Origin of the sequence: Yersinia sp. Marseille-Q5920 (genome assembly GCF_946902935.1) — a bacterium.
GTDB classification, from domain to species: Bacteria; Pseudomonadota; Gammaproteobacteria; order Enterobacterales; family Enterobacteriaceae; genus Yersinia; species Yersinia rochesterensis.
In genome coordinates this window covers 25,600-49,938 of sequence record NZ_CAMPQA010000012.1, presented here as the reverse complement: position 1 = coordinate 49,938, position 24,339 = coordinate 25,600, and the positions used below count along the sequence as shown (strand labels likewise).

Sequence of the window (24,339 nt, the reverse complement as noted above, 5' to 3'; positions counted from 1 at the left end):
AGTGCTTTTTTAGAAGAAATGGTGTGTTTGCTTACGCTTTGCACACTCTGCCGCAAAAGTCAGCTATTGCTAGCCCTCACTCCGCCCTATTCGCTGGTTTTATAGCCGCTTTGTGTCAGCTACCTTCTGTTTATGCATTCCCAAGCTAAAATAGCAGGCCGTCACCAAGCCAAGGAAAATCACCCCAACCAACAAAGATAACCGAGTATCTGGGTTAATGCCCATTCCCACTAACACACAAATCAGGAAAGCGATGGTGAGATAGTTTACATAGGGGAACATGATGGATTTAAACGGATGTTGCTTCAATGCCTCTTTGTGTACCTGTCGGAAACGCAATTGGCTGACTAAGACCACGAACCACGGCACCATGCCCGGCAACACGCTGGCGCTGTAAACATACACAAACACCTGCTGTGGATTAGGAATGATGTAATTGAGGCTCGACCCCGCCAGCAAACACAAAATCGTGACGGCAATACAGTAAACCGGAACACCGCTGGCAGACAGTTTAGTCAGGACAGCCGGCAACTGGCGGTTCTTCGCCAGCGCATACAACATGCGCCCGCCACTATACATGCCGCTATTACACCCCGACAACGCGGCGGTGAGCACTACGAAATTGATAATACCCGCAGCTGAAACTATCCCTATCTTGGCAAAAGTCAGTACAAACGGGCTTCCCCCCGTCCCAATGCCGTCCCACGGGAAGATAGTGACAATCACGAAAATCGCACCAACATAGAAAATCAGGATGCGCCAAAGGATGTTATTGATAGCTCGCTTTAGTGTGACCTGCGGATTTCTCGCTTCACCCGCCGTAATCCCCACCAGCTCGACCCCCTGATAGGATGCCACTACAATACACAGCGCAAACATGAAGCCTTTCCACCCCCCAGCGAAGAAGCCGCCGTGGGCCGTCAGATTATCAAAACCAATGGCCTGGCCGTGATTACCAAAACCGAAGAAGATGACGCCCAACCCCACCAGAATCATCACAATGATGGTGGTGACTTTGATCATCGCAAACCAGAACTCCAGCTCACCATACAGTCTGACCGCCGCCAGGTTAGCCAGCGCCACTATTGCCACCCCTGCAATAGCGGGTAACCATTGCGGAATTTCTGGGAACCAAAACTGGACATACACACCAATCGCGGTAATTTCAGATATCCCCACTGCTATCCACATAAACCAATAACCCCAAGCGGTTAGATAACCGAAATAGGGGCTGAGATATTTATGTGCATACACGGCAAAAGAGCCTGCAACCGGCTCCAGATAGAGCATTTCGCCCATTGACCGCATAATGAAGAATACAAATAAGCCCGCGAGAATATAAGCCAGTAAGACCGACGGCCCAGCCCATTTTAATGTGCTGGCGGAACCCATAAATAGCCCAACACCAATGGTACCGCCCAACGCTATCAGTTCGATATGTCGGGCTTCCAGCCCACGGTGTAGTCCTTTTTTCTCTTCGTTGTCTACCATACATCCTCTATAACTGACTGGTGTCTTTGCTCCGGATACCCCGGTTGTTTTTGTTATTCAATAGCTTTTGTTATTCAATAAAGAAGTAACGACCAAATGAAACATTTAGCTTAATTATTAATACAGATTGAATAATAGGAAAACGGCGCCTAAAAACGGAGTAATGACCGCAGAACCGTAACCGGCCGGTATCGTTCCGTATCTGCGGCAGATAAGCAAACAAGAAATTGAAACTTTATGAAATAAAAGTATTGGAATTGATTCCATAATGGAATTAAGCACTGGCGGTATTAATCAGGGGAATAAATCAGGAAAGTTTTATAGTATCAGGGCCGTTTAGACCCTGATACTGAAAAGGTTATTACAAGCGGCCGCTGTAATAATAACCGACAAATTTGAGCAATTTGAATTGGCGGCGGATACGGCTGGGTTGAGCCAATAGGCGATATAGCCACTCCAACCCCATGTTTTGCCATATCTTGGGTGCACGCTTAACATGGCCGGTAAAGACGTCGTAAGTGCCGCCAACCCCCATATAGAGAGCATCAGGGTATGCTTTACGGCAATCGCGCATAAATATTTCCTGTTTAGGCGACCCCATGGCAACCGTGACGATTGCCGCGCCACTGGCAGCAATACGGGCGAATAGAGCCTCTCGCTGTTCCGGGGTGAAATAACCGTTCTGACTGCCCACCAGATTCACATTCCATTGCGCACGCAATTTAGCTTCGGTTTCGGCGAGAATCTCGGGCTTACCACCGACTAAAAATACCGGCGTCCCTTGCTGACCCGCGCGTTGCATTATCGCTTCCCACAAATCAGCCCCTGCCACTCGCGACAATTGCGCTTGCGGATATTTACGACGGATAGCGCGCACCATACTGATGCCATCGGCATACAGATATTCAGCTTCACCGATCAGCTCACGCAGGGCAGCATCATCTTCGGCTTTCAGCAGTTTCTCGGCATTCATTGCCACTAGTGTGCCGGTCTTCACTGGGCCACTGCTCAGCAGGTGATCGAGCACCTGAGCCATGTCACGAAAACCCCAAATTTCGAAGCCACGGACACTGTATTTTGGAATATCCATAGCTTTTGGAATATCAAGAGACTTTGAAATATCAGTATTCTGTTCCATTATAACCCTTACAGTTGGCTGCTGGCCTGAGACGTGGATAGCGGCTTAGACTTACCCGCACGACGCTGTACCCGTTGCTTTATCAAACCCGCCGTATCGAACAACCAATACAACAATTTCGCCAATATCAAACAGGCACCAAAAATCACACAGAAAAAGACCACGCGCGAGACAAAGGAATCTAACCCTTCGCGCGCCAACACAATAATGTTAAATACCGCCCCAAAACAGAAACTTTGCAGAATGGCGGCTTTGTAACGATTTTTCTCTGCTTTACCTTGTTCATACAACCAATCGAACCATTTGATGATTAACCCCACCACGATGGCCCCCAGTGGGATAAACAACACCCCGCCCATCACCACCAAAGACCCAATCAGAGTAGGAGAAATCGCCAGTCCGGAGTGGTTATCGAGCACATCCCAAGTAAAGTAATTGGCGGTATTCAAGACTAAATCAGGTCGCGCTGGCCACAAGGAACTCGGAATAAATACATAGAAATCACGGATAATCGGGGCCAATCCCTGAAAATCTATTTTGTCGTAATTTTGCAGTAGCAACCCAAGATTTTCCCACGGCGAGAAAGTGTCGCGCGTCAGGTACAGGAAGGTGTAAAACGCCTCTGCGCCACTCACATCCAGCCCATAACGTTTCAGGGCCAACCAGAACATGCCGACAATGCCAAACACCCCGGCTGCCGCGAGCATCCACAAGGTTATCCAGCCGCGCACAATGCCAATAAACAGGAATAATGAGAACGCGATAATAATATTAGCGCGGGTACCGCCGACAATAACATAGGTCAGGATGCCGAACGCCACGGTACTTGCCAGAAAGAAAAACCAGGCGCGCATATCCTGTTTGAGGAAATAGACCACCAACATCGCCGGGATAAAGAAGTAGAAAAAGCGCTTCAGTGCCACACCAGAGACATCACTGGAGAATATTTTACTGTAAGAATCTAGCTTAAATAGCAGGAAACCATTCTGCATAAAGAAGATACCGACCGTGCCGATCGCCACCAACGCCAGCAGGATCCAGGTCAGATTGGTTTCTACTCGATTCATGGTGAATATCGGCGCACGCAGTTGGCTACGTGGCTTGCGCAGGCGCGTTTTGTAACTCACATAATAAATGCCATAAAATGCCGTGGCTGACAGCATGGCGTACAGTAAATACTCAACCGGCACCACCGCGACGCCAAACTGGAACACTAACATGCAGGTCAGAGGGAAGCCGAAATAGAATGTCAGCAAATAGAGCATTGAAAACAGCACGTTGAAGTTAAAGCGCACCCGCCGAAACTCCTGATACGTCAATATCAAGATAAAGATAACCGCTATCAGATAGACACTGAAAAGACCACCAAATTGCCCCAGCGTCATGGGTGTTCTCCCGCGGCAAGAGCCAGCGCCTGTTGCCAACCCTCGATATAGTTAGGGTTAAAGAAGGCGATAGATTGCTTATCCAAGCCCGCTAACTGGCGCTGCGCCTCGCGAATCAATGGTTCATCCAAAGAATCGCCATAGAAAAACACCGGAATATGTTGCTCAGCTAAATCTTGCCAGAATGGGTTCTTACGGCTCAATACAAAGGGCACGCCAAACTGGGTCAATAAACACAAGGTGCCGATACCTTGTTGGCGATTAAAAATAAAATAGCCTAAATCGCATTCGCGCAGGATATTCAGATAATCATCAAACGGGATTTGTTCCGTCAGGATGCGCAAGTTATCTTGCGCAAACAGCGCCAAGCCCGCTTGCCTAACGCGTTCAATATACAGTTCATTATTCGCCGGATACCCCATGGGCAGAATAACTCTGGCATCAGGGCCAAACTGCTGATGAATAGATTTTAGCGCCTCAATATGGCGGTTGGTGGTGTCACCCGAATTCCCCACCAGAATCGTCATGGGCCCCGCGAGCGGCTTATCAATATTGACGCCCGTTAATGTTGGGTCCATCCGAGTTGGGAAATAGAGCAATGACGCCGGCACCCGCGGATGTCGCTGTTGGTAATATATTAAATCGCCCCGGGTCGCAAAAACGTGCCCTACCCGCCCTTGAGCAATACGGCGCAGCAGGTAAAACAGGCGGAATTTCAAGCTTTTGGCATCTTCATATAAATCCGCGCCCCAAATATGCCAATAAACCTGGTGCGGTTTGATTTTCCCACTCAGCAATGCCAGCCACAAAGTGGCATTAAACTGCCCATGCCAGAAAAAGCGCGTATCGCGAGAAGCTTGCGCACGGGCAATCACCGCCTCGGCCAAGGCTTTCTTATTACTGTGCGTTTCAATATCCAACTGCGGAAATGATGAAAAAGGGGCCGTTTCTTTTGCCGCCACCATAAAGTGCCGCGCCTGCTCAGCGGGCACACGGGTTGTCAGCACATCATTGAAGAAGCGCAATACAGTCAGATTATGGTGCGGGATATCAGATCCCAGTACATGAATCAGGGTTGTCATTTTTTTCTACTGTAAAGAGTGTTTACGGTGATGAATGTCTACGATACATAAGGAATACGCAGCTACAGAGCGCAAAATAGACGATATAAGTGGCCATATAAGCCTGTGCCGCGCCCAAAGAGCCATTCATTGGGATTAACCAATGGGCAAACCCGGTCAACAGTAAGAACTGGCTGACTTCCGTCAGAATGTAAAAACGCAAAGACGCTTTGGCAATCACCAGATAGCCGAACACGTAAGACCCGACCTTCAATACATCACCGACCAACTGCCAAGCGAAAAGATCGCGCATAGCCGTGAACTGATGAGAAAACAACAGCCAAATAGCAAAATCACGTAATAACCAGACCATCAAACTGGCGGTCGCTACTGCCGGTAACACAAATTTCAATGAGCGCAGAATTTCACGGGAAATATCTGCTTTAGCTTTGAGTCTCGAGAGTGTCGGCAGCAAATAAACTGTAAATGATGCTGTGATAAATTGTAGATAAGCATCTGAGATACTGCTGACTCCTTGCCAAATCCCGACGGCATCCCAGCCGTAGCGGTCAGCCAGCAGATTACGCATCATCACATAGGCAACTGGCAAGGTCACCGAAGTAATCAACGCCATAATGGTAAATTTACCCAAATGGCTGGCTAATGCTTTGTCCCAGCTAAGTTTAAGATAGCTGAGCGGAATAGTCTTGCGCCGAATCAACATGCCGGCAGCCGGAATAACTACCAGCGCAGGGACTAATGCCAAGCCCAATAGCGCGCCAGGATAACCGCCTATCCGGAAGCAAATATAATACGCGACCACCCCTATCAGGCTACCGCCGATCACCGCCAGCGCATTACCCATGGCATCGCGATAACCTTTGAGAATCGCTAAAAATAGGTTGGCGTAGGCAATCCCCATTTGGATAAACGCCACCGCTCGCACCACATTCTGGTAATCCGCATGACCAAAGAGCGCCATACTGACGGGCTTAGCCGCCAGCAGGAAAACCAATGCCAGCAGAGTTGAAAACCCCAGCACAATCGCTGATGACGTCCCCACCACCGCTCGCAAACGTTCAGGTTGCTGATGATATTCAGCAACATATTTAGTAATGCCGTTAAAGATACCCGCGCCGGAGAGCACGCCTAATACCGTAATTAACTGGCGGAAGTTACCCGCCTGCCCAACACCACTGGGGCCAAAGGTCACCGCCAGCAGTTTCACCACTAACAGCCCTACGCCGATTTTAATCAGCGTAGAGCCAGCAGTCCAAATCGATGCTTTTGCCAGAGACATATCAGGCGAAGAAACTCAAAACAGTATTAATGACTGTGTTCTGATTCACATCAGTCAGGTTATAGAAGATCGGCAAGCGCACCAGACGCTCACTTTCCTGAGTAGTAAAGCGGTCTTCACCGGCCATACGCCCAAATTCCTCTCCTGCCGGACAAGCATGTAATGGAATGTAGTGGAATACTGCCATGATCTCAGCTTCTTTTAAGTAACTGATGAAGGCCGAGCGCTCTTCAATATCACGCAGTTTGATATAAAACATGTGCGCGTTCTGTTCTAAATTGTCAGGAATCACCGGTAAATCAATGCGGCCAGCATCAGCTAATGGCTTGAAAGCATTATAGTAAGTATGCCACAACGCCAGACGGCGTTCGTTGATTTGATCTGCTGCTTCCAACTGCCCCCATAGATAGGCGGCCTGTAAATCAGACATTAAATAACTGGAACCGATATCCCGCCAGGTATATTTGTCGACCAGCCCACGGAAGAACTGACTACGGTTAGTCCCTTTCTCGCGGATAACCTCAGCGCGGTCAATCAATGATTTGTCATTGATTAGCGTCGCCCCGCCTTCGCCACCCGCCGTGTAGTTTTTGGTTTCATGGAAGCTAAAGCAACCAATATGGCCGATAGTGCCCAGTGCTTTGCCTTTGTATGTCGACATCACGCCCTGAGCAGCATCTTCTACCACAAATAAATTATACTTTTTCGCCAGCGCCATGATGGTATCCATCTCACAGGCCACGCCGGCGTAATGCACTGGCACAATAACCTTGGTTTTGTCAGTGATGGCCGCTTCAATCTTGGTTTCATCAATATTCATGGTGTCTGGACGGATATCCACAAATACCATTTTCGCCCCACGCAAGACAAAGGCGTTGGCCGTCGAAACGAAAGTGAAACTTGGCATAATCACTTCATCGCCGGGTTTGATATCCAGCAGCAATGCGGCCATTTCCAGTGAGGCGGTACAAGAGGGAGTCAGTAACACTTTCGGGCAACCGAAACGCTGCTCCATCCACTGCTGGCAACGACGGGTAAAGCCACCATCACCGCATAATTTACCGCTACTCATTGCTGCCTGCATATAACCGAGTTCGGTGCCGACTACCGGTGGAGCGTTAAATGGAATCATCTCATCCCCTGCATAACCAATACGCGGTGCTCTCAATCGAAGCTCCGCTGCGAATATAAAGACGTAAAGCAGCAATATTACTCATCTGTGTGGCTACCCGTAATCGGTGTAACCCATGATTGTGGCACCACTGCTTTGCCGCCGACATTAATGATGAACCAATACCTTTACCTTGGGCTTCGGGGAACACCGCCAACAGACCAATACGCGCACTGCCATCTTGCAAGTCGCGTAATGTCACAAACCCCGCAGGTTGCCCCGATGTATCCATTACCAGCAAACATTGATGGTCGAAAGTGCCCAACACCGCCTTCTCCGCCCACAAGGCATAAAATCGCCCGCTGTCCTGTGGGTCATACCACGGGGCGCGAAAGCGGCTTAATGCAAAAGCACGGGCAGCAACACTGCGCAATAGCGGGATATCCGCGGTTGTGGCGATCCGCTGTTGATAGGTTCCGGTATCTGCCTGAGATATAGCATTTTCCGTGCCAACCGCATCGTTTTCCTCAACGGGCAGCGACAAATCAACTTCGCCTTCGACTAACTTGAAGTCAAGTTGACCAAGAGAATCAATGAGATCAAGACGGTGGGTAGGAACTTTGGCTTGGATTAGGGTAAAAGCATCCAACTCAGCCGGGTTAAGTTGCGGGGCTGAGTCGGAGAAAATCAGTTTTGCACTCCGGCGCTGGAAAAATTCACTTTCCCAGGCCAGCGGCTCAATATTGGCGTGGACGGGCATGGAGCAAGTCCAACAGATATTTGCCATAACCGGTTTTGGCTAACGCCGTGGCTGCGCGCTTAACGCCATCGTCATCCAACCAGCCATTGCGCCAGGAGATTTCTTCCAGACAGGCAATTTTGAAACCTTGACGTTTTTCAACGGTTTGCACAAAGGTACTGGCTTCAATCAAGCTGTCATGGGTGCCAGTATCAAGCCAGGCAAAACCACGGCCTAATAATTCTACCGTCAGTTCGCCGCGCTCTAAATACATTTGGTTGATGCTGGTTATTTCCAGCTCACCGCGTTCCGATGGCTTAACTTGTTTAGCAAAATCAACCACTTGATTGTCATAGAAATAAAGCCCGGTCACCGCCCAATTGGACTTCGGTTGACTCGGTTTCTCTTCAATCGACAATGCGCGGAAGTTGTCATCAAACTCCACCACGCCAAAACGCTCTGGGTCCATGACTTGATAGCCGAAGACAGTTGCCCCGTGCTCACGCGCCGCGACAGATTTCAATTTCGGGCTAAAGCCCTGACCGAAATAGATATTATCGCCGAGTACCAGACAGCAAGGTTCATGGCCGATAAACTCTTCGCCGATGATAAATGCTTGTGCCAGCCCATCGGGGCTAGGTTGCGCGGCATAACTCAGATTGATACCAAACTCTTCACCATTACCCAGCAAGCGCTGGAATGACGGTAAATCTTCTGGAGTGGAAATAATCAGAATGTCGCGGATCCCCGCCAGCATCAGCACTGACAGCGGATAGTAAATCATCGGCTTATCATAAACAGGAAGCAGTTGCTTAGAGACACCACGGGTGATGGGGTGCAACCTCGTGCCGGAACCGCCAGCCAGAATTATGCCTTTCATTCGATCTCCTGATTTGACCTGAAACAACGTGCTGTTCAAAACTGAAGCAGCACGTTAGATACCTTTGCAGTGACTTTTAGATGTGTTGGTGAAATCAGTCACTCAAGCCCAGACGCTCACCAGCGTAAGAACCGTCCTGAACACGACGCCACCAAGATTCATTATTCAAATACCATAATACGGTTTTGCGAATACCACTTTCGAAAGTCTCCTGCGGCCGCCAGCCCAGTTCCCGCTCAATTTTGCTGGCATCGATGGCATAGCGCATATCATGGCCTGGGCGGTCTTTGACGTAGGTAATCAGGTCACAATAGTGAGCAATTCCTGCCGGTTTTTCTGGAACCAATTCATCCAAAAGTGTGCAGATAGTCTCAACCACTTCAATATTCTTGCGCTCGTTATGACCGCCAATATTGTAAGTTTCGCCCACCACACCCTCGGTCACCACTTGATACAAGGCCCGGGCGTGATCTTCAACATACAGCCAATCACGAACCTGTGCGCCATTGCCATACACTGGCAGCGGTTTACCCGCGAGCGCATTCAGAATGACCAGTGGGATCAATTTCTCAGGGAAATGATATGGGCCATAATTATTGGAACAATTGGTCACCAAAGTCGGTAAACCATAGGTTCGCAACCACGCGCGAACTAAATGGTCGCTAGAGGCTTTAGATGCAGAATAAGGGCTACTTGGCGCATAAGGCGTGGTTTCGGTGAATAAATCATCGGTGCCGTGTAGGTCGCCATACACTTCATCAGTGGAGATATGATGGAAGCGAAACGCCAGTTTTTCCTCTGCACTCAGTTGCTGCCAGTAATGACGCGCCGCTTCCAACATCTGGTAAGTACCCACGACATTGGTCTCGATAAAGGCCGCTGGGCCATCAATAGAGCGGTCAACATGGCTTTCTGCTGCCAAATGCATCACCACATCCGGTCGATACTGTGCAAAAACCCGATCCAGCTCAGCGCGGTCACAGATATCAACCTGTTCAAAAGCGTAGCGCTCGCTGTGAGCAACCACTGCCAGTGACTCCAAATTGCCCGCGTAGGTCAGCTTATCCACCACCACTACGCTATCTGAGGTGCCATCGATAATATGTCTTACCACGGCAGAGCCGATAAAACCGGCCCCACCTGTGACTAGAATACGTCTCAACGCCATACTCCTTTAGTGTCCACAATCCATGATTGCTTCACATCTTCTGGTTTGATGGCTTTGAATTGGCTGTGATCTACCAGCATCACCAGCACATCTGCTTGCTGCAAGGCAGTTGCGGTATCTTTCAGAGTAACGTGTCCCGCCAGTGACTTCGGCAATTGCTCAACATTCGGCTCAACCACCAGCGTTTCACCGGTGTGCCATTGTGCGATCAAATGGGCGATTTCAACCGCCGGACTTTCGCGCAGGTCATCAATATTGGGTTTAAATGCCAAACCGAAGCAGGCAATTTTTACTTCAGATGCACGTTTGTCAGTGGCCGCCAGACAATCAGCAACTGCCGCTTTAACGCGGTCAACCACCCACAGCGGTTTACCGTCATTAACCAGACGCGCAGTATGAATCAGCCGGGCCAATTGTGGATTTTGAGAAACAATAAACCATGGGTCAACAGCAATACAGTGGCCGCCAACACCAGGGCCTGGCTGCAAGATATTCACGCGCGGATGGCGGTTCGCCAGGCGAATCAGCTCCCACACATTGATTCCCTGCTCATCACAAATCAGTGACAGTTCATTGGCGAAAGCAATGTTAACGTCGCGGAAGCTGTTTTCAGTCAGCTTGCACATTTCTGCGGTGCGGGAGTTGGTCACCACACATTCGCCTTCCAGGAAGATTTTGTACAACTCACTGGCGCGGGCAGAACATTTCGGCGTCATACCGCCGATAACACGGTCATTTTGAATCAGTTCAACCATCACCTGGCCCGGCAATACGCGCTCTGGGCAATAAGCGATGTTAATGTCTGCCTCTTCACCCGCGTTCTGTGGGAAGCTCAAATCAGGGCGAGCTTCAGCCAGCCATTGGGCCATTTGCTCTGTGGCTCCCACCGGAGAAGTGGACTCCAAAATGACCAAATCACCTTTTTTCAAAACAGGGGCAATAGATTTAGCGGCGGATTCTACATACACCATATCCGGCTCATGATCGCCTTTAAAAGGTGTTGGCACGGCAATAAGAAACGCATCGGCAGCCAGCGGTTTGGTTACGGCTTGCAAGTAACCGCCTTCGACAGCAATCTTCACCACTTTATCTAAATCCGGCTCCACGATATGGATTGCACCGCGATTAATGGTTTCAACCGCATGGGCGTTGACGTCCACGCCAATCACTTTCTTCTTGCGCGACGCGAAAGCAGCAGCAGTTGGCAGACCAATATACCCAAGACCGATAACAGAAATAGTGTCAAAACTCATAGCGTCACCTGATGATTCTTTAAAGCTTCAAGGATGCGTTGACAGGCATGCCCGTCACCGTAAGGATTATGCGCCCGTGACATTTGATGATAGGCAGTTTCATCAGTCAGCAAGCGGGTCACTGCATCGACAATTTTATTAATATTAGTGCCCACCAACAAAACTGTACCAGAATCGACGGCTTCCGGGCGCTCAGTGGTGTCCCGCATCACTAATACCGGCTTCCCTAATGAAGGCGCTTCTTCCTGAATACCACCGGAATCCGTCAGGATCAGGTAGGCGTGATTCATCAGGTAAACGAATGGCAGGTAATCTTGCGGGTCGATCAGGATGATATTATCAATCCCTTTCAAGATGCGGTTGACCGGCTCACTGACGTTAGGGTTGAGATGCACCGGATAAACCACCTGTACCTCAGGATGTTTAAGCGCAATTTCAGCTAATGCACTACAAATCCGCTCAAAACCGCCACCAAAACTCTCACGACGATGGCCCGTCACCAGAATCATCTTCTTATTGGTATCGATGAATGGATAACGCTCCGCCAAACTATCGCGTAATTCTGGGTTGTTCATCACCCGATCACGGACCCAGAACAGCGCATCAATCACGGTATTGCCGGTCACGAAAATGCGGTTGTCTGGCACCATCTCGCGTAGCAAGTTTTGCCGCGAGTTCTCTGTCGGAGCAAAATGATACATAGCAAGGTGGCCGGTCAGTTGGCGGTTAGCTTCTTCTGGCCACGGTGAATAGAGATCCCCGGTGCGTAAGCCCGCTTCAACATGACCAACAGGAATACGTTGATAGAATGCGGCAAGACTGGTCGATAACGTCGTTGTGGTATCGCCATGCACTAAGATTACATCCGGCTTAAACTCCTCCAGAACGGGCTTTAGCCCTTCCAGAATACGGCAGGTTATTTCCGTTAATCCCTGTCCCGGCTTCATGATATTCAAATCATAGTCCGGCTGAATCTCAAATAAACGCAGCACTTGGTCCAGCATCTCACGATGTTGAGCCGTGACGCAGACTCTTGATTCAAAGGCTTCATCCTGAGCCAAAGCATGCACCAGAGGAGCCATTTTAATGGCTTCAGGCCGGGTGCCAAAAACAGTCAACACTTTCACAGTGAATCTCTTTAAGGTCAGTTAGCCGCAGACAATGCCTGCAAGTTGGGCGCACAATGCGCCCATTACTGGTCAATCTTTTACTGATCAATATGTTACTGATCAAGAATACTTAGCACTTACAGTACGGGTTATGCTTGCGTACTGGTACGGCGAACCAACACCACTCCCGCGCCAACCAATGCGCCAATCGCGCCCCACATAATCAACAGGAATACGCGACGCGGGCTATCACGGGTAACGGGATCTTCTGGTGTTCGTAAGTAACGGTAAGCCTGGAAGGTTTTATCCAGCGTCGGGCCGACATTCAATGTTGCCAACATTGCTCGGTTCTGATCATAATCAATATCAAAACTTGGGCCGGTAGCCTGCAATGTCTCTAGCCGGGCTTCGAGCATTGGTTTACCTAACATAAACATTTTAGAATCGGGTAATTGTTCAGCCGGCGTATCGGTTTGACTGCGATTAATTCCTTGCTGGCTGGCCACTTTTAAAGCTTGCTTAACCGCAGAAATTTCACGATCGTACACCGCTTGAGCAACGGCTTCTTGCCGTTTAACCTGCGCTTTCATTGACTGAGTGCGAGCAGCCCATGCGCCTTCAATCTCATCATTCAAGTGACTGGCAGCACGTTGGCTAGCAAAATCAATATAACTGCGCAGCAGTTTATTGGAATCGGTGGCGGTTTCTGCCGTCAATTTAATGCTGTCATTCAGTATTTTTTTGTCATCACGCGGGGTGAAAACAATATTATTCACCAGCTCATCGAGTAATGCCGCATCCGCCTTAGCATCACCCTCTAACCGCTGTTTGTAATAATCAGTTTGTAGCCAAAAATCACGGCGCGTATCGTAAGCGGCTAACTGAGTAATAAATTCGCTGTACGCTTCGTCAGAAATACCGGGTTGCTCACTGGCAACACCACTATTGCTACGGCTATCAAGGTTGCGCAAAAATTGCTGCTGAGAGTAATAACCGCCCAAATTATTGACAGTTGGCCTGTCTGTAATGGCTGTCGCACTCCACTGCTGTTTTACCAAGTAGGAAACACCCAGCGCTATTGCAGCAAAAAGAATTGCCATACCGATAATCCACACTTTACCGCGCCAAAGAGTACGGCACAGGCTGCGGATATCTAACTCGTTATCCATAACTGGCTCGTTATGGGTAGATCCTGTTTTATCAGTCGACATAGATTCTGGTTTCATCACTGCCTAAAAGCCTCTGGTTAAGATTCATGCTTATTTTGCGATGCACGGCGCATCCGACGCTTGATACGTTTGATAAAACGCGCCACTCGCCATGCCCGTTTTATGCAGTAGCCATACAACAGAAATGCAAGCAAGAATAATGCCAACATGACCCATTCAGGGATAAATGTTAGCCGTTCGCCGATAACGCCCACTCCCGCTAACAATGCCGCAGCTAGAGTGATTAAGACAAATGCCTGTCGTGAAGTAAAACCGGCGCGCATGATTAAGTGATGGATATGTTGGCGGTCGGGGGAGAAAGGACTCATTCCTTTACGCAAACGCCGATACATGATGGCAATCATATCCATCAATGGAATTGCAATAATCCACAATGCGGTGACCGGGTTAATGGGATGGGAATTCCCCTGTGTGCTTTGCAATAGTATCCAAATTGCGGTGAAACCAATCAGCGTACTACCCGCATCGCCCATAAAGACTTTATAACGGCGACCCAGCAACCCAAGGTTAAGCAAAATATAAGGCAAGATGGCGGCGATCATCGCAAAACACCATAGCGCTAATGCCATTTGTCCGCTTTGATACAGTAAAAGACCCATGGCACCGAAAGAGACACAAGACAGCCCTCCCAGTAAACCATCAATGCCATCGACCATATTGAAAGCGTTTATCGCCGCCCATACTGCGAACAGTGTGACAACATAACCGAACGGCCCTAATACCATCTCCCACGGGCCAAATACATGCCCCAAGCTGCGTAAATAAAGCCCTGCGGCTGCCATCATGGCAATACCGACCAATGCTTGTACAAAAGCTCGGATTTTTACACTGATATCGAAGCGATCGTCTAAAGCACCAACGAACACCAATAAACCAGCACACCCCAGATATAAGTGGAAATGTGGGATCTGTTGGTTAGTTATCAGGAAAGTAAAACAAATACCCGCAAACACGGATATTCCGCCCACTAATGGGATCAATCCTTGGTGACGTTTGCGATAGTTAGGTTTATCAACTAATCCAATTTTCTTGGCAACTTTGCGAGCTACAAATAAAAATGCCAGAGAAAACAGAAAAATAACAAATATTTCAGTACTCATAGTGAGTAAATTCACGTTTAACCGCTCTCTGCAAAAAGATACGACAGCTTAGCATGTGGCTTGGCGTATACCACGCCTTCCCTATGCCTTCCCTATGCTTTCAGTTATTTCTGAATATGATGACAGCCTTACTTACTATTCCCAACTCTATTTTTACTATTTTCTCGTTATCCCTTTCATATTTGAAGCCGCAGGGGCACTGCACGTTCTCATCGGGATTGGCTTATTTATTGTCGACCTGCCACTCAAAACTCTTTGGATATATAAGAAGAATAAGTATAGAAAATAGGCATTGGTTTGATTGCATCATTCACTAGGTAGATAACAATCCCGACTATCGTATAGCCCAAATGCAAAAAACGCCACGTCTGAGCGTGGCGTTTTGATTAATTTAGCTAAACTTATGAACGTCTCATGTTATCGAAGAACTGATCGTTGGTTTTCGCTGTTGCCAGTTTACTGATGAGGAATTCCATTGCATCGATCTCACCCATTGGATGAAGAATTCGACGTAAAATCCACATTTTTTGTAGCTCTTCAGTCGTTGTCAGCAACTCTTCTTTACGCGTACCAGAGCGGTTGAAATCAATGGCTGGGAACACGCGTTTCTCTGCAATTTTGCGAGAAAGATGCAATTCCATGTTGCCGGTACCTTTAAATTCTTCATAGATAACTTCATCCATTTTAGAACCGGTATCAACCAACGCGGTGGCAATGATGGTCAGGCTACCGCCCTCTTCAACATTACGTGCAGCACCAAAGAAACGCTTAGGACGATGTAAGGCGTTAGCATCCACACCACCAGTCAGAACTTTACCAGAAGCAGGTACGACGGTGTTGTATGCACGGGCCAAACGAGTAATCGAATCCAGTAAGATGATAACGTCTTTTTTATGCTCAACCAGACGTTTCGCTTTCTCGATAACCATTTCAGCGACTTGGACGTGACGGGATGCAGGCTCATCGAAAGTTGAAGCAATAACTTCACCTTTAACCAGACGTTGCATCTCAGTCACTTCTTCCGGACGCTCGTCAATCAACAAGACCATTAATACGCAATCAGGGTGATTGTAAGCAATGCTGGTAGCAATATTCTGCAACAGCATAGTCTTACCCGCTTTTGGCGGAGCAACAATCAGCCCACGCTGGCCACGACCGATCGGCGAAGCCAAATCAAGTACACGGGCAGTTAAATCTTCTGTCGAACCATTACCACGTTCCATCCGTAGACGAGAATTGGCATGTAATGGGGTTAAGTTTTCGAACAGGATTTTGTTACGGGCATTTTCCGGTTTGTCGTAGTTAACTTCGTTAACTTTCAACAATGCAAAATAACGCTCACCTTCTTTCGGTGGACGAATCTTACCGGCAACGGTATCACCAGTGCGAAGGTTGAAACGGCGAATTTGGCTTGGGGATACATAGATGTCGTCGGGGCCGGCGAGGTAGGAGCTGTCTGCTGAACGGAGGAAACCAAATCCATCCTGCAATATCTCCAATACACCGTCACCGAAGATATCTTCTCCACTTTTCGCGTGCTGCTTAAGGATAGAGAAAATAATATCTTGTTTACGCATCCGGGCCAGGTTTTCCAGCCCCATATTTTCGCCAAGTGTTATCAGATCAGAAACCGGCGTGTTCTTTAATTCGGTAAGATTCATAATGGTGGGTTCTTAAACTCGGGGTATGTCTCGAACTATGGTCGTGAATGGTATGGCAGCGTCATCCGTGCCTGTTTAACGGGACATTCAATCACCGGCCTTGGCCAAACTACGCAAGTAATGACTTACGCAAGCTTGCGCGACTCAACGGTGTAAAGATTGAAGGTGCCTTAGACTGATTTTGTAAAACACTAGACTGTCAAAAAGCGATTGAGTTCATACATATTCTCAACACAAATTATTTCGACATAGAGTAAAACTTTAGATTCAAACTATTTAGTTAGATGCTACAGACTGTTTATTAGATACTAAAGAATAAGCTAGATGCTACAAACCCGGACTCAATACACAGGAATGTTCTATATGCAGTAGGGTAAACTTAACACGCTTCTTTGCGGGCGTCTAGCGGTCAGTGTGAGAAATCACAACTGCCGCTAAACATACCCTACGGCCTTGAAGCTGCAGCGGTGTGCGACTCTGACTTACCCGAATCAGTGACCTGAGTCAGCTTATCGGGATTATGAGCTTCATTAGAGGCTAACGCTCACGCGGTTCAAAATGGTTTATAACCAATCTGTCGCTCGTTTGCTGCCTTACTGCAACGCCAATGACTTTCGGTATTAACGGCTAACGCCGCTTACAGATTAGCATCCAAGAATTCTTTAAGCTGACCCTTAGACAAAGCACCTACCTTGGTTGCCACTACTTCACCGTCACGGAATAACAACAGCGTAGGGATACCACGGATACCGTATTTCGGTGCAGTGGCTTGGTTATCATCAATATTCAATTTAGTGATGGTAAGCCTACCTTCATACTCTTCAGCAATTTCATCCAAAATCGGAGCAATCATCTTGCACGGACCACACCATTCAGCCCAGAAATCAACCAGAACCAGGCCATCGGCTTCCAGCACTTTAGTGCCGAAGCTTTCGTCACTCAGGTGAATAATTTTATCGCTCATGTTCTACTCCAAAGGATTGTGTCTACCTCGTTGGTGTAGCATTAACCAACAGTAGGATGACTTTATTTCACCGGATACGCTTTCGTAAAGCAATAGTTAGCTGATATTCTACCACACTATGAGCAAAACACACTTGACCGAACAGAAGTTTTCCGACTTCGCCCTGCACCCGCTAGTTATTGAAGCCCTTGAAAACAAAGGGTTTCAGTATTGCACGCCGATACAGGCGTTAGCATTGCCACTCACCCTTTCGGGGCGTGATGTAGCGGGTCAGGCGCAAACAGGAACCGGCAAGACGCTGGCATTCTTAGCGTCTACTTTCCATTATTTGCTTTCTCACCCCGCAGAAGAGGGTCGCCAGACTAATCAGCCGCGCGCTTTAATTATGGCACCAACGCGCGAGTTAGCCGTGCAAATTCACTCTGATGCAGAATCACTTTCCCAGATAACCGGGCTGAAATTAGGCTTGGCTTATGGCGGCGATGGCTATGATAAACAGCTTAAGGTGCTGGAAAGTGGTGTTGATATTCTGATCGGTACTACTGGTCGTTTAATCGATTACGCAAAACAAAATTATATTAACCTCGGTGCGATTCAGGTTGTGGTCTTGGATGAAGCTGATCGGATGTACGATTTAGGCTTTATTAAAGATATCCGCTGGCTGTTCCGCCGTATGCCTTCCGTTGATAAGCGCTTAAACATGCTGTTCTCTGCCACACTATCGTACCGGGTACGTGAACTGGCCTTTGAGCAAATGAATAACGCTGAATATGTTGAAGTGGAACCGTTGCAAAAAACCGGCCACCGCATTCAGGAAGAGCTATTCTACCCTTCAAATGAAGAAAAAATGCGTCTGCTTCAGACGTTAATTGAAGAAGAGTGGCCAGATCGCTGCATTATTTTCGCCAATACCAAACATCGTTGCGAAGAAATCTGGGGCCATTTAGCCGCTGATGGTCATCGTGTCGGTTTGTTGACCGGTGATGTGGCACAGAAAAAACGCCTGCGAATTCTGGAAGATTTCACTAAAGGTGATTTGGATATTTTGGTTGCGACTGATGTTGCCGCCCGTGGCCTACACATTCCACTGGTAACCCATGTCTTCAACTATGACTTACCCGATGACTGTGAAGATTATGTTCACCGCATTGGCCGAACTGGCCGTGCTGGCGAAAGTGGTCATTCCATCAGCCTGGCATGTGAAGAGTACGCGTTAAACTTACCCGCTATTGAGACCTACACTGGCCATAGCATTCCGGTAAGTAAATATAATAGCGATGCGCTATTAACTGATTTACCAGCACCAAAACGTCTGGCCCGTACCCGCACCGGGAATGGCCCACGCCGTAATTCTGCTCCACGTCGCAGTGGTGCACCACGGAATAACCGTAAGCGACCGAGCTGATAAATGATGCTAAGTTCCACCTCACTTTATGCTGCCATCGATCTTGGCTCCAACAGTTTTCATATGTTGGTGGTACGTGAGGTGGCTGGCAGTATCCAGACGTTAGCCCGAATCAAGCGGAAAGTCCGTCTGGCGGCGGGTCTGGATAGCCAAAACCACCTATCGCAAGAAGCGATGGAACGTGGCTGGCAATGTTTGAAGCTTTTCTCAGAGCGCTTGCAGGACATTCCTTTGAGTCAGATTCGTGTGGTCGCAACAGCAACCCTGCGTCTGGCCTCAAATGCTGAAGAATTCCTGCAAACGGCGGCTGAAATCCTCGGTTGTCCGATTCAAGTGATCAGTGGTGAAGAAGAAGCGCGTCTGATTTATCAGGGCGTTGCCCATACTACCGGTGGGCCAGAGCAGCGTTTAGTCGTCGATATTGGCGGTGGCAGCACAGAGCTGGTGACCGGCAATGGTGCTCAGGCAAATATTCTGGTCAGTTTATCAATGGGTTGCGTAACCTGGTTGGAGCGCTACTTCAGTGACCGCAATCTGGCAAAAGACAATTTTGATCGTGCAGAATTAGCTGCTCGTGAGATGCTAAAACCTGTCGCGCAGCGCTTTCGTGACCATGGCTGGCAAATCTGTGTCGGTGCCTCTGGCACGGTTCAGGCCCTGCAAGAAATCATGGTCGCTCAAGGTATGGACGAGCTGATCACCTTAGCCAAATTGCAGCAGCTCAAACAAAGAGCAATTCAATGTGGCAAACTGGAAGAACTGGAAATCCCCGGTTTAACACTGGAACGCGCTCTGGTTTTCCCCAGTGGCCTGTCTATCTTAATTGCAATATTCCAAGAGTTGGCGATTGAAAGCATGACGCTAGCGGGCGGCGCACTACGTGAAGGGCTGGTCTATGGCATGCTTCATTTGCCGGTAGAACAAGATGTTCGCAGCCGAACAGTGAGAAATATACAGCGCCGCTATTTACTGGATACTGAACAAGCCAAACGCGTCAGTAAATTGGCCGATAACTTTTTACTTCAGGTGGAAAAAGAGTGGCATCTTGATGGCCGATGTCGCGAGTTATTGCAAAATGCCTGTTTGATGCACGAAATTGGCCTAAGCATCGATTTTAAACGTGCTCCGCAACATGCTGCTTACCTGATACGCAATCTGGATCTCCCTGGTTTTACTCCCGCTCAAAAACTGCTACTTGCGGCTTTGCTGCAAAATCAGAGTAATACGATCGATCTTTTGCTGTTAAATCAACAAAATGCATTGCCAGTAGACATGGCTCAGCATTTGTGTTGTTTATTGCGTCTGGCGATTATATTCTCCAGCCGTCGCCGGGATGACACACTACCGGCGGTTAGGCTACGGGCCAATAGTGAGGGGCTTTATGTACTGTTACCTCAGGGCTGGCTGCAACAGCATCCTTACCGTGCAGAAGCATTAGAACAAGAAAGTCATTGGCAGAGCTATGTTCAGTGGCCGCTATTATTAGAAGAATTGGACTAAATTCTTTGTCACTGAGCAGCGCCGCATCAGCTTTACTGTGGCTTTTTAGCATTCGCAAGTTGCGCACGAATATTGGCCAGGTGACTCTGGCCTTTTTGCATCCGCTCTTCCGGGCTCACGACTTTGCGCTCATTTTCCCATTTCAAATCATCCTGCGGCAATTCCATCAAAAAGCGGCTTGGTTCTGGCCGAATCAGCTCGCCATACTGCCGCCGTTCTTTGCACAAAGTGAAAAACAGTTCGCGCTGAGCACGGGTGATTCCCACATAGGCCAGTCGCCGCTCTTCATCGACATTATCTTCGTCAATACTGCTTTGGTGTGGCAGTAAACCCTCTTCCATGCCGACCAAGAATACATACGGAAATTCCAGCCCTTTTGAAGCATGCAAGGTCATCAATTGCACTTGATCCAGCTCCTCATCACTTTCCCCGCGCTCCATCATATCGCGCAGGGTAAAGCGCGTGACAACCTGAGTCAGGGTCATTGGTTCATTCAATTCTGACCCTTCCAGCATTTCGGTCATCCAACTGAATAATAAATTGACGTTTTTCATCCGCATCTCAGCGGCTTTCGGGCTAGGGGAAGTTTCGAACAGCCAACTCTCATAATCAATGCCGTGGATCAAATCCCGCACTGCCGCCACTGGCTCGTGTTCCACTAACCGAATAATGCCGTCCATCCAATGCGTAAAGCGCTGTAATGATTCCAGCCCCCGACCTTTCAAATGCTCACCTAGCCCTAAATCAAAACTGGCACGAAACAGGCTTTTATTACGCACATTGGCCCATTCACCCAGTTTTTGAACCGTCGCTGAACCTATCTCACGCTTTGGGGTATTCACGATGCGTAAGAATGCGCTGTCATCATCCTGATTGGTCAATACCCGCAAGTAAGCCAGTAAATCTTTGATTTCTGGGCGCGAGAAAAATGAATCGCCGCCGGAGATACGGTAAGGAATGCGGTTTTGCATCAGCAGCTTTTCAAACAACCGTGATTGATGGTTGCCGCGATACAAAATGGCATAGTCGCTGTATTGCGTTTTTTTCACAAAATGGTGGGCAATAAGTTCACCGACCACTCTTTCAGCTTCATGATCTTCATTATTGGCGGTAATGACTGTTAGCTCATCGCCATAGTCCAATTTAGAAAAGAGTTTTTTTTCAAAAACATGCGGGTTATTGGCAATCAAAATATTCGCCGCTTTCAGAATTCGGCCCGAAGAGCGGTAGTTCTGCTCCAGCTTGATCACCTGCAACTGGGGGAAATCTTCATTCAGCAAAACTAAGTTCTGTGGCCGTGCACCGCGCCATGAATAGATGGATTGGTCATCATCACCCACCACGGTAAAGCGCGCCCGACTGCCCACCAGCAATTTAACCATTTGGTACTGGCTGGTATTGGTATCTTGGTATTCATCTACTAGTAGGTAACGCAGCCGATTTTGCCAACGTTCGCGCACTTCCAGATTGTTTTGCAGCAACAGCGTTGGCAGCGAGATAAGGTCGTCAAAATCCAATACATTGCAGGCTTTTAAATGAGCATCATATAAGCCATAACAATGGACGAATAACTTATCGCGCTCGGATCGCGCCAAGGCTGCGGCGGCAGCAGGATCGAGAAGATCATTTTTCCAATTTGAGATCTGGGATATCAGCTGTTGCAGCAACGTTTTATCGTCTTCCAACCATTTTTGGGTCAAATCTTTCAATAAACCCAATTGATCTTGCGCATCAAACAAAGAGAAATTGGATTTCATTCCCAGTGCTTTGTACTCTTTTTTGATGATTTCCAACCCCAAAGTATGGAATGTCGCAATCATCAAACCCCGCGCTTCTTTGCGCCCTAAAGTCTGAGCCACACGCTCTTTCATCTCGCGCGCGGCTTTATTGGTAAATGTTACCGCAGCAATATGCTTTGGCTGATAGCCACATTGGCGGATCAGATGCGCAATCTTATTGGTAATGACTCGGGTTTTGCCCGAACCCGCACCGGCCAACACCAGGCAAGGCCCAGTGACAAATTCGACGGCTTGTTGTTGGCTGGGATTTAATCGCATAGCACTCGGCAACTCTGTAGGTAAACGGGGGAACAGGATTGTAGCAGAAAGCGGCCGATGAAAAAAAACCACCTACTATTTTTTGCTCTATGAAACTCAAGGCCTATGAAACACGTGATGTGTAAAACGCATGATTTGTAAAACGTAGAGCACGGTGGCCCCATCACGACCAAAATACGTTACACTGGCGCGCTTCAAGGCTCCCTTGAAGATAATCTTCGTTCAGATAACCCTACCCAATAAATTGGTGGTGATTGTTACTATGGCAAACAAAGCTTCTGCACTGCACATTCTGGTTGATGATGAAAAGCAGGCAAACGATATTCTGGCACAGTTGAATAACGGTGCAAATTTCCAAGAGTTAGCGAAAAAATTCTCTAACTGCCCGTCAAAACGTAACGGCGGCGATCTGGGTGAGTTCAATAAAGGGGATATGGTTCCGGCATTCGATAAAGCTGTATTCAGCTGCGAACTACTGCAACCCTATGGCCCAGTCAAAACCCAGTTCGGTTATCATATTATTAAAGTTTTATATCGTAATTAAATTAGTCATGCGCCACCTTGCTGGCGGCGCAAATAACACATCGCTAACACTCCTATTTACCTCCAGAACAATGTACATTGAAAAATAATTATTTTCAGAAAGTCACATGGATATTATTAATCCTCCACGCCTCACCAGTTACATCTATACAAAACACACACTTAACTTTACAAAACATATATTAAATCATACGAATAAACTGCATTTAAATGTTAAAAAAAATCATCGTTAATGTAATTTATCAATAAAACAACAAGAAAGATCTCATTAGTGACTTTTTAAATAAGATTTAATTCACTTAAAAACAAAAGGTTACATCTAGTTTAATAAAAAATGTATTTCACTGGGAAAATTCCTACAAACGTTGGTTTGTTTGTCCTATGTGCGATCATCGTCACACTCTATATTATAGTCGTCATCAAGTAAGGGATGCAGAGGGAATAAAACCACTGAGTCACTTTAAATGAAAACCTTGTGGAAAGCTGACGAATATAATCGAATGTCATTCGCCATATAGTCATTAACCACTTCACCTTTATTAAGTTAAGTTCTCACTCGCATTTAGATGCAATGAAAATTTGACCCATTTAAATTATCGCATTGGAGTTTCAAATGAATAAGATTACTTTGGCTATGGCTTTATTCGCAGCATCTACAACTGCTTCAATGGCAGCTAGCAATAATACAATTACTTTCCAAGGTGAAGTTACTTCACAAACTTGTGCTGTTACCGTCAACGGCCTGGACGCAAACCCAACTGTATTATTGCCAACAGTATCAAGCGGCGATTTAGATACTCAGGGTAAAACCGCCGGTAAGACAACCTTTACTCTGGGTGTATCAGGCTGTGCAGAAAGCACTGATGATATTGATATAAAAACAGTTTTTGTTGGCAACCAAGTTACAACTAATGGTAACTTACAAAATACCGGCACAGCATCAAATGTTGAGCTTCAATTACTGAAAGATGCCGTCACAACAACAGCTATTGATCTGAATAGTGGTGTACCACAAGAGGGTATGGTGTTAAAAGCCAACGCAACATCAGCAGAACATGATTTCGCTGTTCAATATTATGCTACCGGTCAAGCTGGCCCTGGTTCTGTGATCGCCTCTGTACAATACGCAGTTTCTTACCTGTAATATCATTATTGTAGTATAAGTTATACTCTCTGTAATTGGAGTTGCGGGTAGCACGTGTAGCTAACCCCCCGCAACTTCGAGTACCCAGGGTATAATACTAT

At 47.6% G+C, this 24,339-nt stretch carries 20 protein-coding genes; 4 read left to right on the top strand and 16 right to left on the bottom strand.

The window, feature by feature from the left end:
* Positions 1 to 99 precede the first annotated feature (99 nt).
* The 15 genes from thrP to trxA all read right to left on the bottom strand — a co-directional run bounded on the left by thrP (position 100) and on the right by trxA (position 17,589).
* Positions 100 to 1,491, bottom strand: coding sequence for a bifunctional threonine/serine APC transporter ThrP (thrP, locus tag OVO64_RS16195; protein ID WP_145585728.1), 1,392 nt, complete (start codon positions 1,489 to 1,491; stop codon positions 100 to 102).
* Positions 1,492 to 1,852: 361 nt separating this feature from the next.
* The gene (gene wecG / locus OVO64_RS16190) at positions 1,853 to 2,629 is read right to left on the bottom strand and encodes a lipopolysaccharide N-acetylmannosaminouronosyltransferase (RefSeq protein ID WP_004393409.1); all 777 of its coding nucleotides are present in this window, start codon (positions 2,627 to 2,629) and stop codon (positions 1,853 to 1,855) included.
* Between the two features lie 8 nt (positions 2,630 to 2,637).
* Positions 2,638 to 4,014, bottom strand: coding sequence for an ECA oligosaccharide polymerase (gene wzyE, locus OVO64_RS16185; protein ID WP_145510135.1), 1,377 nt, complete (start codon positions 4,012 to 4,014; stop codon positions 2,638 to 2,640).
* Positions 4,011 to 5,096 (bottom strand): TDP-N-acetylfucosamine:lipid II N-acetylfucosaminyltransferase, encoded by a 1,086-nt coding sequence (locus OVO64_RS16180; RefSeq protein WP_004393407.1) that lies wholly within the window; start codon positions 5,094 to 5,096, stop codon positions 4,011 to 4,013. Before OVO64_RS16180 ends, wzyE begins: the two co-directional genes overlap by 4 nt.
* 22 nt (positions 5,097 to 5,118) lie before the next feature.
* Positions 5,119 to 6,375 (bottom strand): lipid III flippase WzxE, encoded by a 1,257-nt coding sequence (gene wzxE, locus OVO64_RS16175; RefSeq protein WP_145585725.1) that lies wholly within the window; start codon positions 6,373 to 6,375, stop codon positions 5,119 to 5,121.
* Position 6,376: 1 nt separating this feature from the next.
* Positions 6,377 to 7,507: a dTDP-4-amino-4,6-dideoxygalactose transaminase gene (gene rffA, locus OVO64_RS16170; protein ID WP_145510134.1), complete on the bottom strand. Its 1,131-nt coding sequence runs from the start codon at positions 7,505 to 7,507 to the stop codon at positions 6,377 to 6,379.
* 1 nt (position 7,508) lies between these two features.
* Complete coding sequence (rffC, locus tag OVO64_RS16165; RefSeq protein ID WP_038638151.1) at positions 7,509 to 8,246, bottom strand: dTDP-4-amino-4,6-dideoxy-D-galactose acyltransferase; 738 nt, start codon at positions 8,244 to 8,246, stop codon at positions 7,509 to 7,511.
* Positions 8,224 to 9,105, bottom strand: coding sequence for a glucose-1-phosphate thymidylyltransferase RfbA (rfbA, locus tag OVO64_RS16160; protein WP_038638148.1), 882 nt, complete (start codon positions 9,103 to 9,105; stop codon positions 8,224 to 8,226). The genes rffC and rfbA overlap by 23 nt, the downstream gene beginning before the upstream one ends.
* A gap of 94 nt (positions 9,106 to 9,199) precedes the next feature.
* A complete protein-coding gene (gene rffG / locus OVO64_RS16155) occupies positions 9,200 to 10,273 on the bottom strand; it encodes a dTDP-glucose 4,6-dehydratase (RefSeq protein ID WP_172667628.1) in 1,074 nt (357 codons plus the stop codon).
* Positions 10,264 to 11,526, bottom strand: coding sequence for a UDP-N-acetyl-D-mannosamine dehydrogenase (wecC, locus tag OVO64_RS16150; RefSeq protein WP_038638146.1), 1,263 nt, complete (start codon positions 11,524 to 11,526; stop codon positions 10,264 to 10,266). The genes rffG and wecC overlap by 10 nt, the downstream gene beginning before the upstream one ends.
* Positions 11,523 to 12,653 carry a non-hydrolyzing UDP-N-acetylglucosamine 2-epimerase gene (gene wecB, locus OVO64_RS16145; protein WP_038638142.1) on the bottom strand — a complete coding sequence of 377 codons (1,131 nt, stop codon included), beginning with the start codon at positions 12,651 to 12,653 and terminating at the stop codon, positions 11,523 to 11,525. The genes wecC and wecB overlap by 4 nt, the downstream gene beginning before the upstream one ends.
* 131 nt (positions 12,654 to 12,784) lie before the next feature.
* A complete protein-coding gene (gene wzzE, locus OVO64_RS16140; RefSeq protein WP_172667629.1) occupies positions 12,785 to 13,861 on the bottom strand; it encodes an ECA polysaccharide chain length modulation protein in 1,077 nt (358 codons plus the stop codon).
* 20 nt (positions 13,862 to 13,881) lie between these two features.
* Positions 13,882 to 14,979 carry a UDP-N-acetylglucosamine--undecaprenyl-phosphate N-acetylglucosaminephosphotransferase gene (gene wecA / locus OVO64_RS16135; protein WP_072089248.1) on the bottom strand — a complete coding sequence of 366 codons (1,098 nt, stop codon included), beginning with the start codon at positions 14,977 to 14,979 and terminating at the stop codon, positions 13,882 to 13,884.
* A 386-nt stretch (positions 14,980 to 15,365) separates the two neighbouring features.
* A complete protein-coding gene (gene rho / locus OVO64_RS16130) occupies positions 15,366 to 16,625 on the bottom strand; it encodes a transcription termination factor Rho (RefSeq protein WP_004704159.1) in 1,260 nt (419 codons plus the stop codon).
* 637 nt (positions 16,626 to 17,262) lie between these two features.
* Positions 17,263 to 17,589, bottom strand: a complete 327-nt coding sequence (trxA, locus tag OVO64_RS16125) for a thioredoxin TrxA (RefSeq protein WP_004393133.1) — start codon at positions 17,587 to 17,589, stop codon at positions 17,263 to 17,265.
* Between the two features lie 118 nt (positions 17,590 to 17,707).
* Here trxA and rhlB point away from each other — a divergent pair, with 118 nt between their 5' ends.
* A complete protein-coding gene (gene rhlB, locus OVO64_RS16120) occupies positions 17,708 to 18,994 on the top strand; it encodes an ATP-dependent RNA helicase RhlB (RefSeq protein WP_004393131.1) in 1,287 nt (428 codons plus the stop codon).
* A gap of 6 nt (positions 18,995 to 19,000) precedes the next feature.
* Positions 19,001 to 20,494, top strand: a complete 1,494-nt coding sequence (gene ppx / locus OVO64_RS16115; RefSeq protein ID WP_038639978.1) for an exopolyphosphatase — start codon at positions 19,001 to 19,003, stop codon at positions 20,492 to 20,494.
* A 32-nt stretch (positions 20,495 to 20,526) separates the two neighbouring features.
* Here ppx and rep read toward each other — a convergent pair whose 3' ends face one another.
* Positions 20,527 to 22,551: a DNA helicase Rep gene (gene rep, locus OVO64_RS16110; RefSeq protein WP_038638132.1), complete on the bottom strand. Its 2,025-nt coding sequence runs from the start codon at positions 22,549 to 22,551 to the stop codon at positions 20,527 to 20,529.
* A gap of 262 nt (positions 22,552 to 22,813) precedes the next feature.
* Between rep and ppiC the strand changes: the two genes are divergently transcribed.
* Positions 22,814 to 23,095: a peptidylprolyl isomerase PpiC gene (gene ppiC, locus OVO64_RS16105; RefSeq protein ID WP_004704164.1), complete on the top strand. Its 282-nt coding sequence runs from the start codon at positions 22,814 to 22,816 to the stop codon at positions 23,093 to 23,095.
* Positions 23,096 to 23,707: 612 nt separating this feature from the next.
* The gene (locus OVO64_RS16100; protein ID WP_038638129.1) at positions 23,708 to 24,238 is read left to right on the top strand and encodes a fimbrial protein; all 531 of its coding nucleotides are present in this window, start codon (positions 23,708 to 23,710) and stop codon (positions 24,236 to 24,238) included.
* The last annotated feature ends 101 nt before the right edge of the window (positions 24,239 to 24,339 follow it).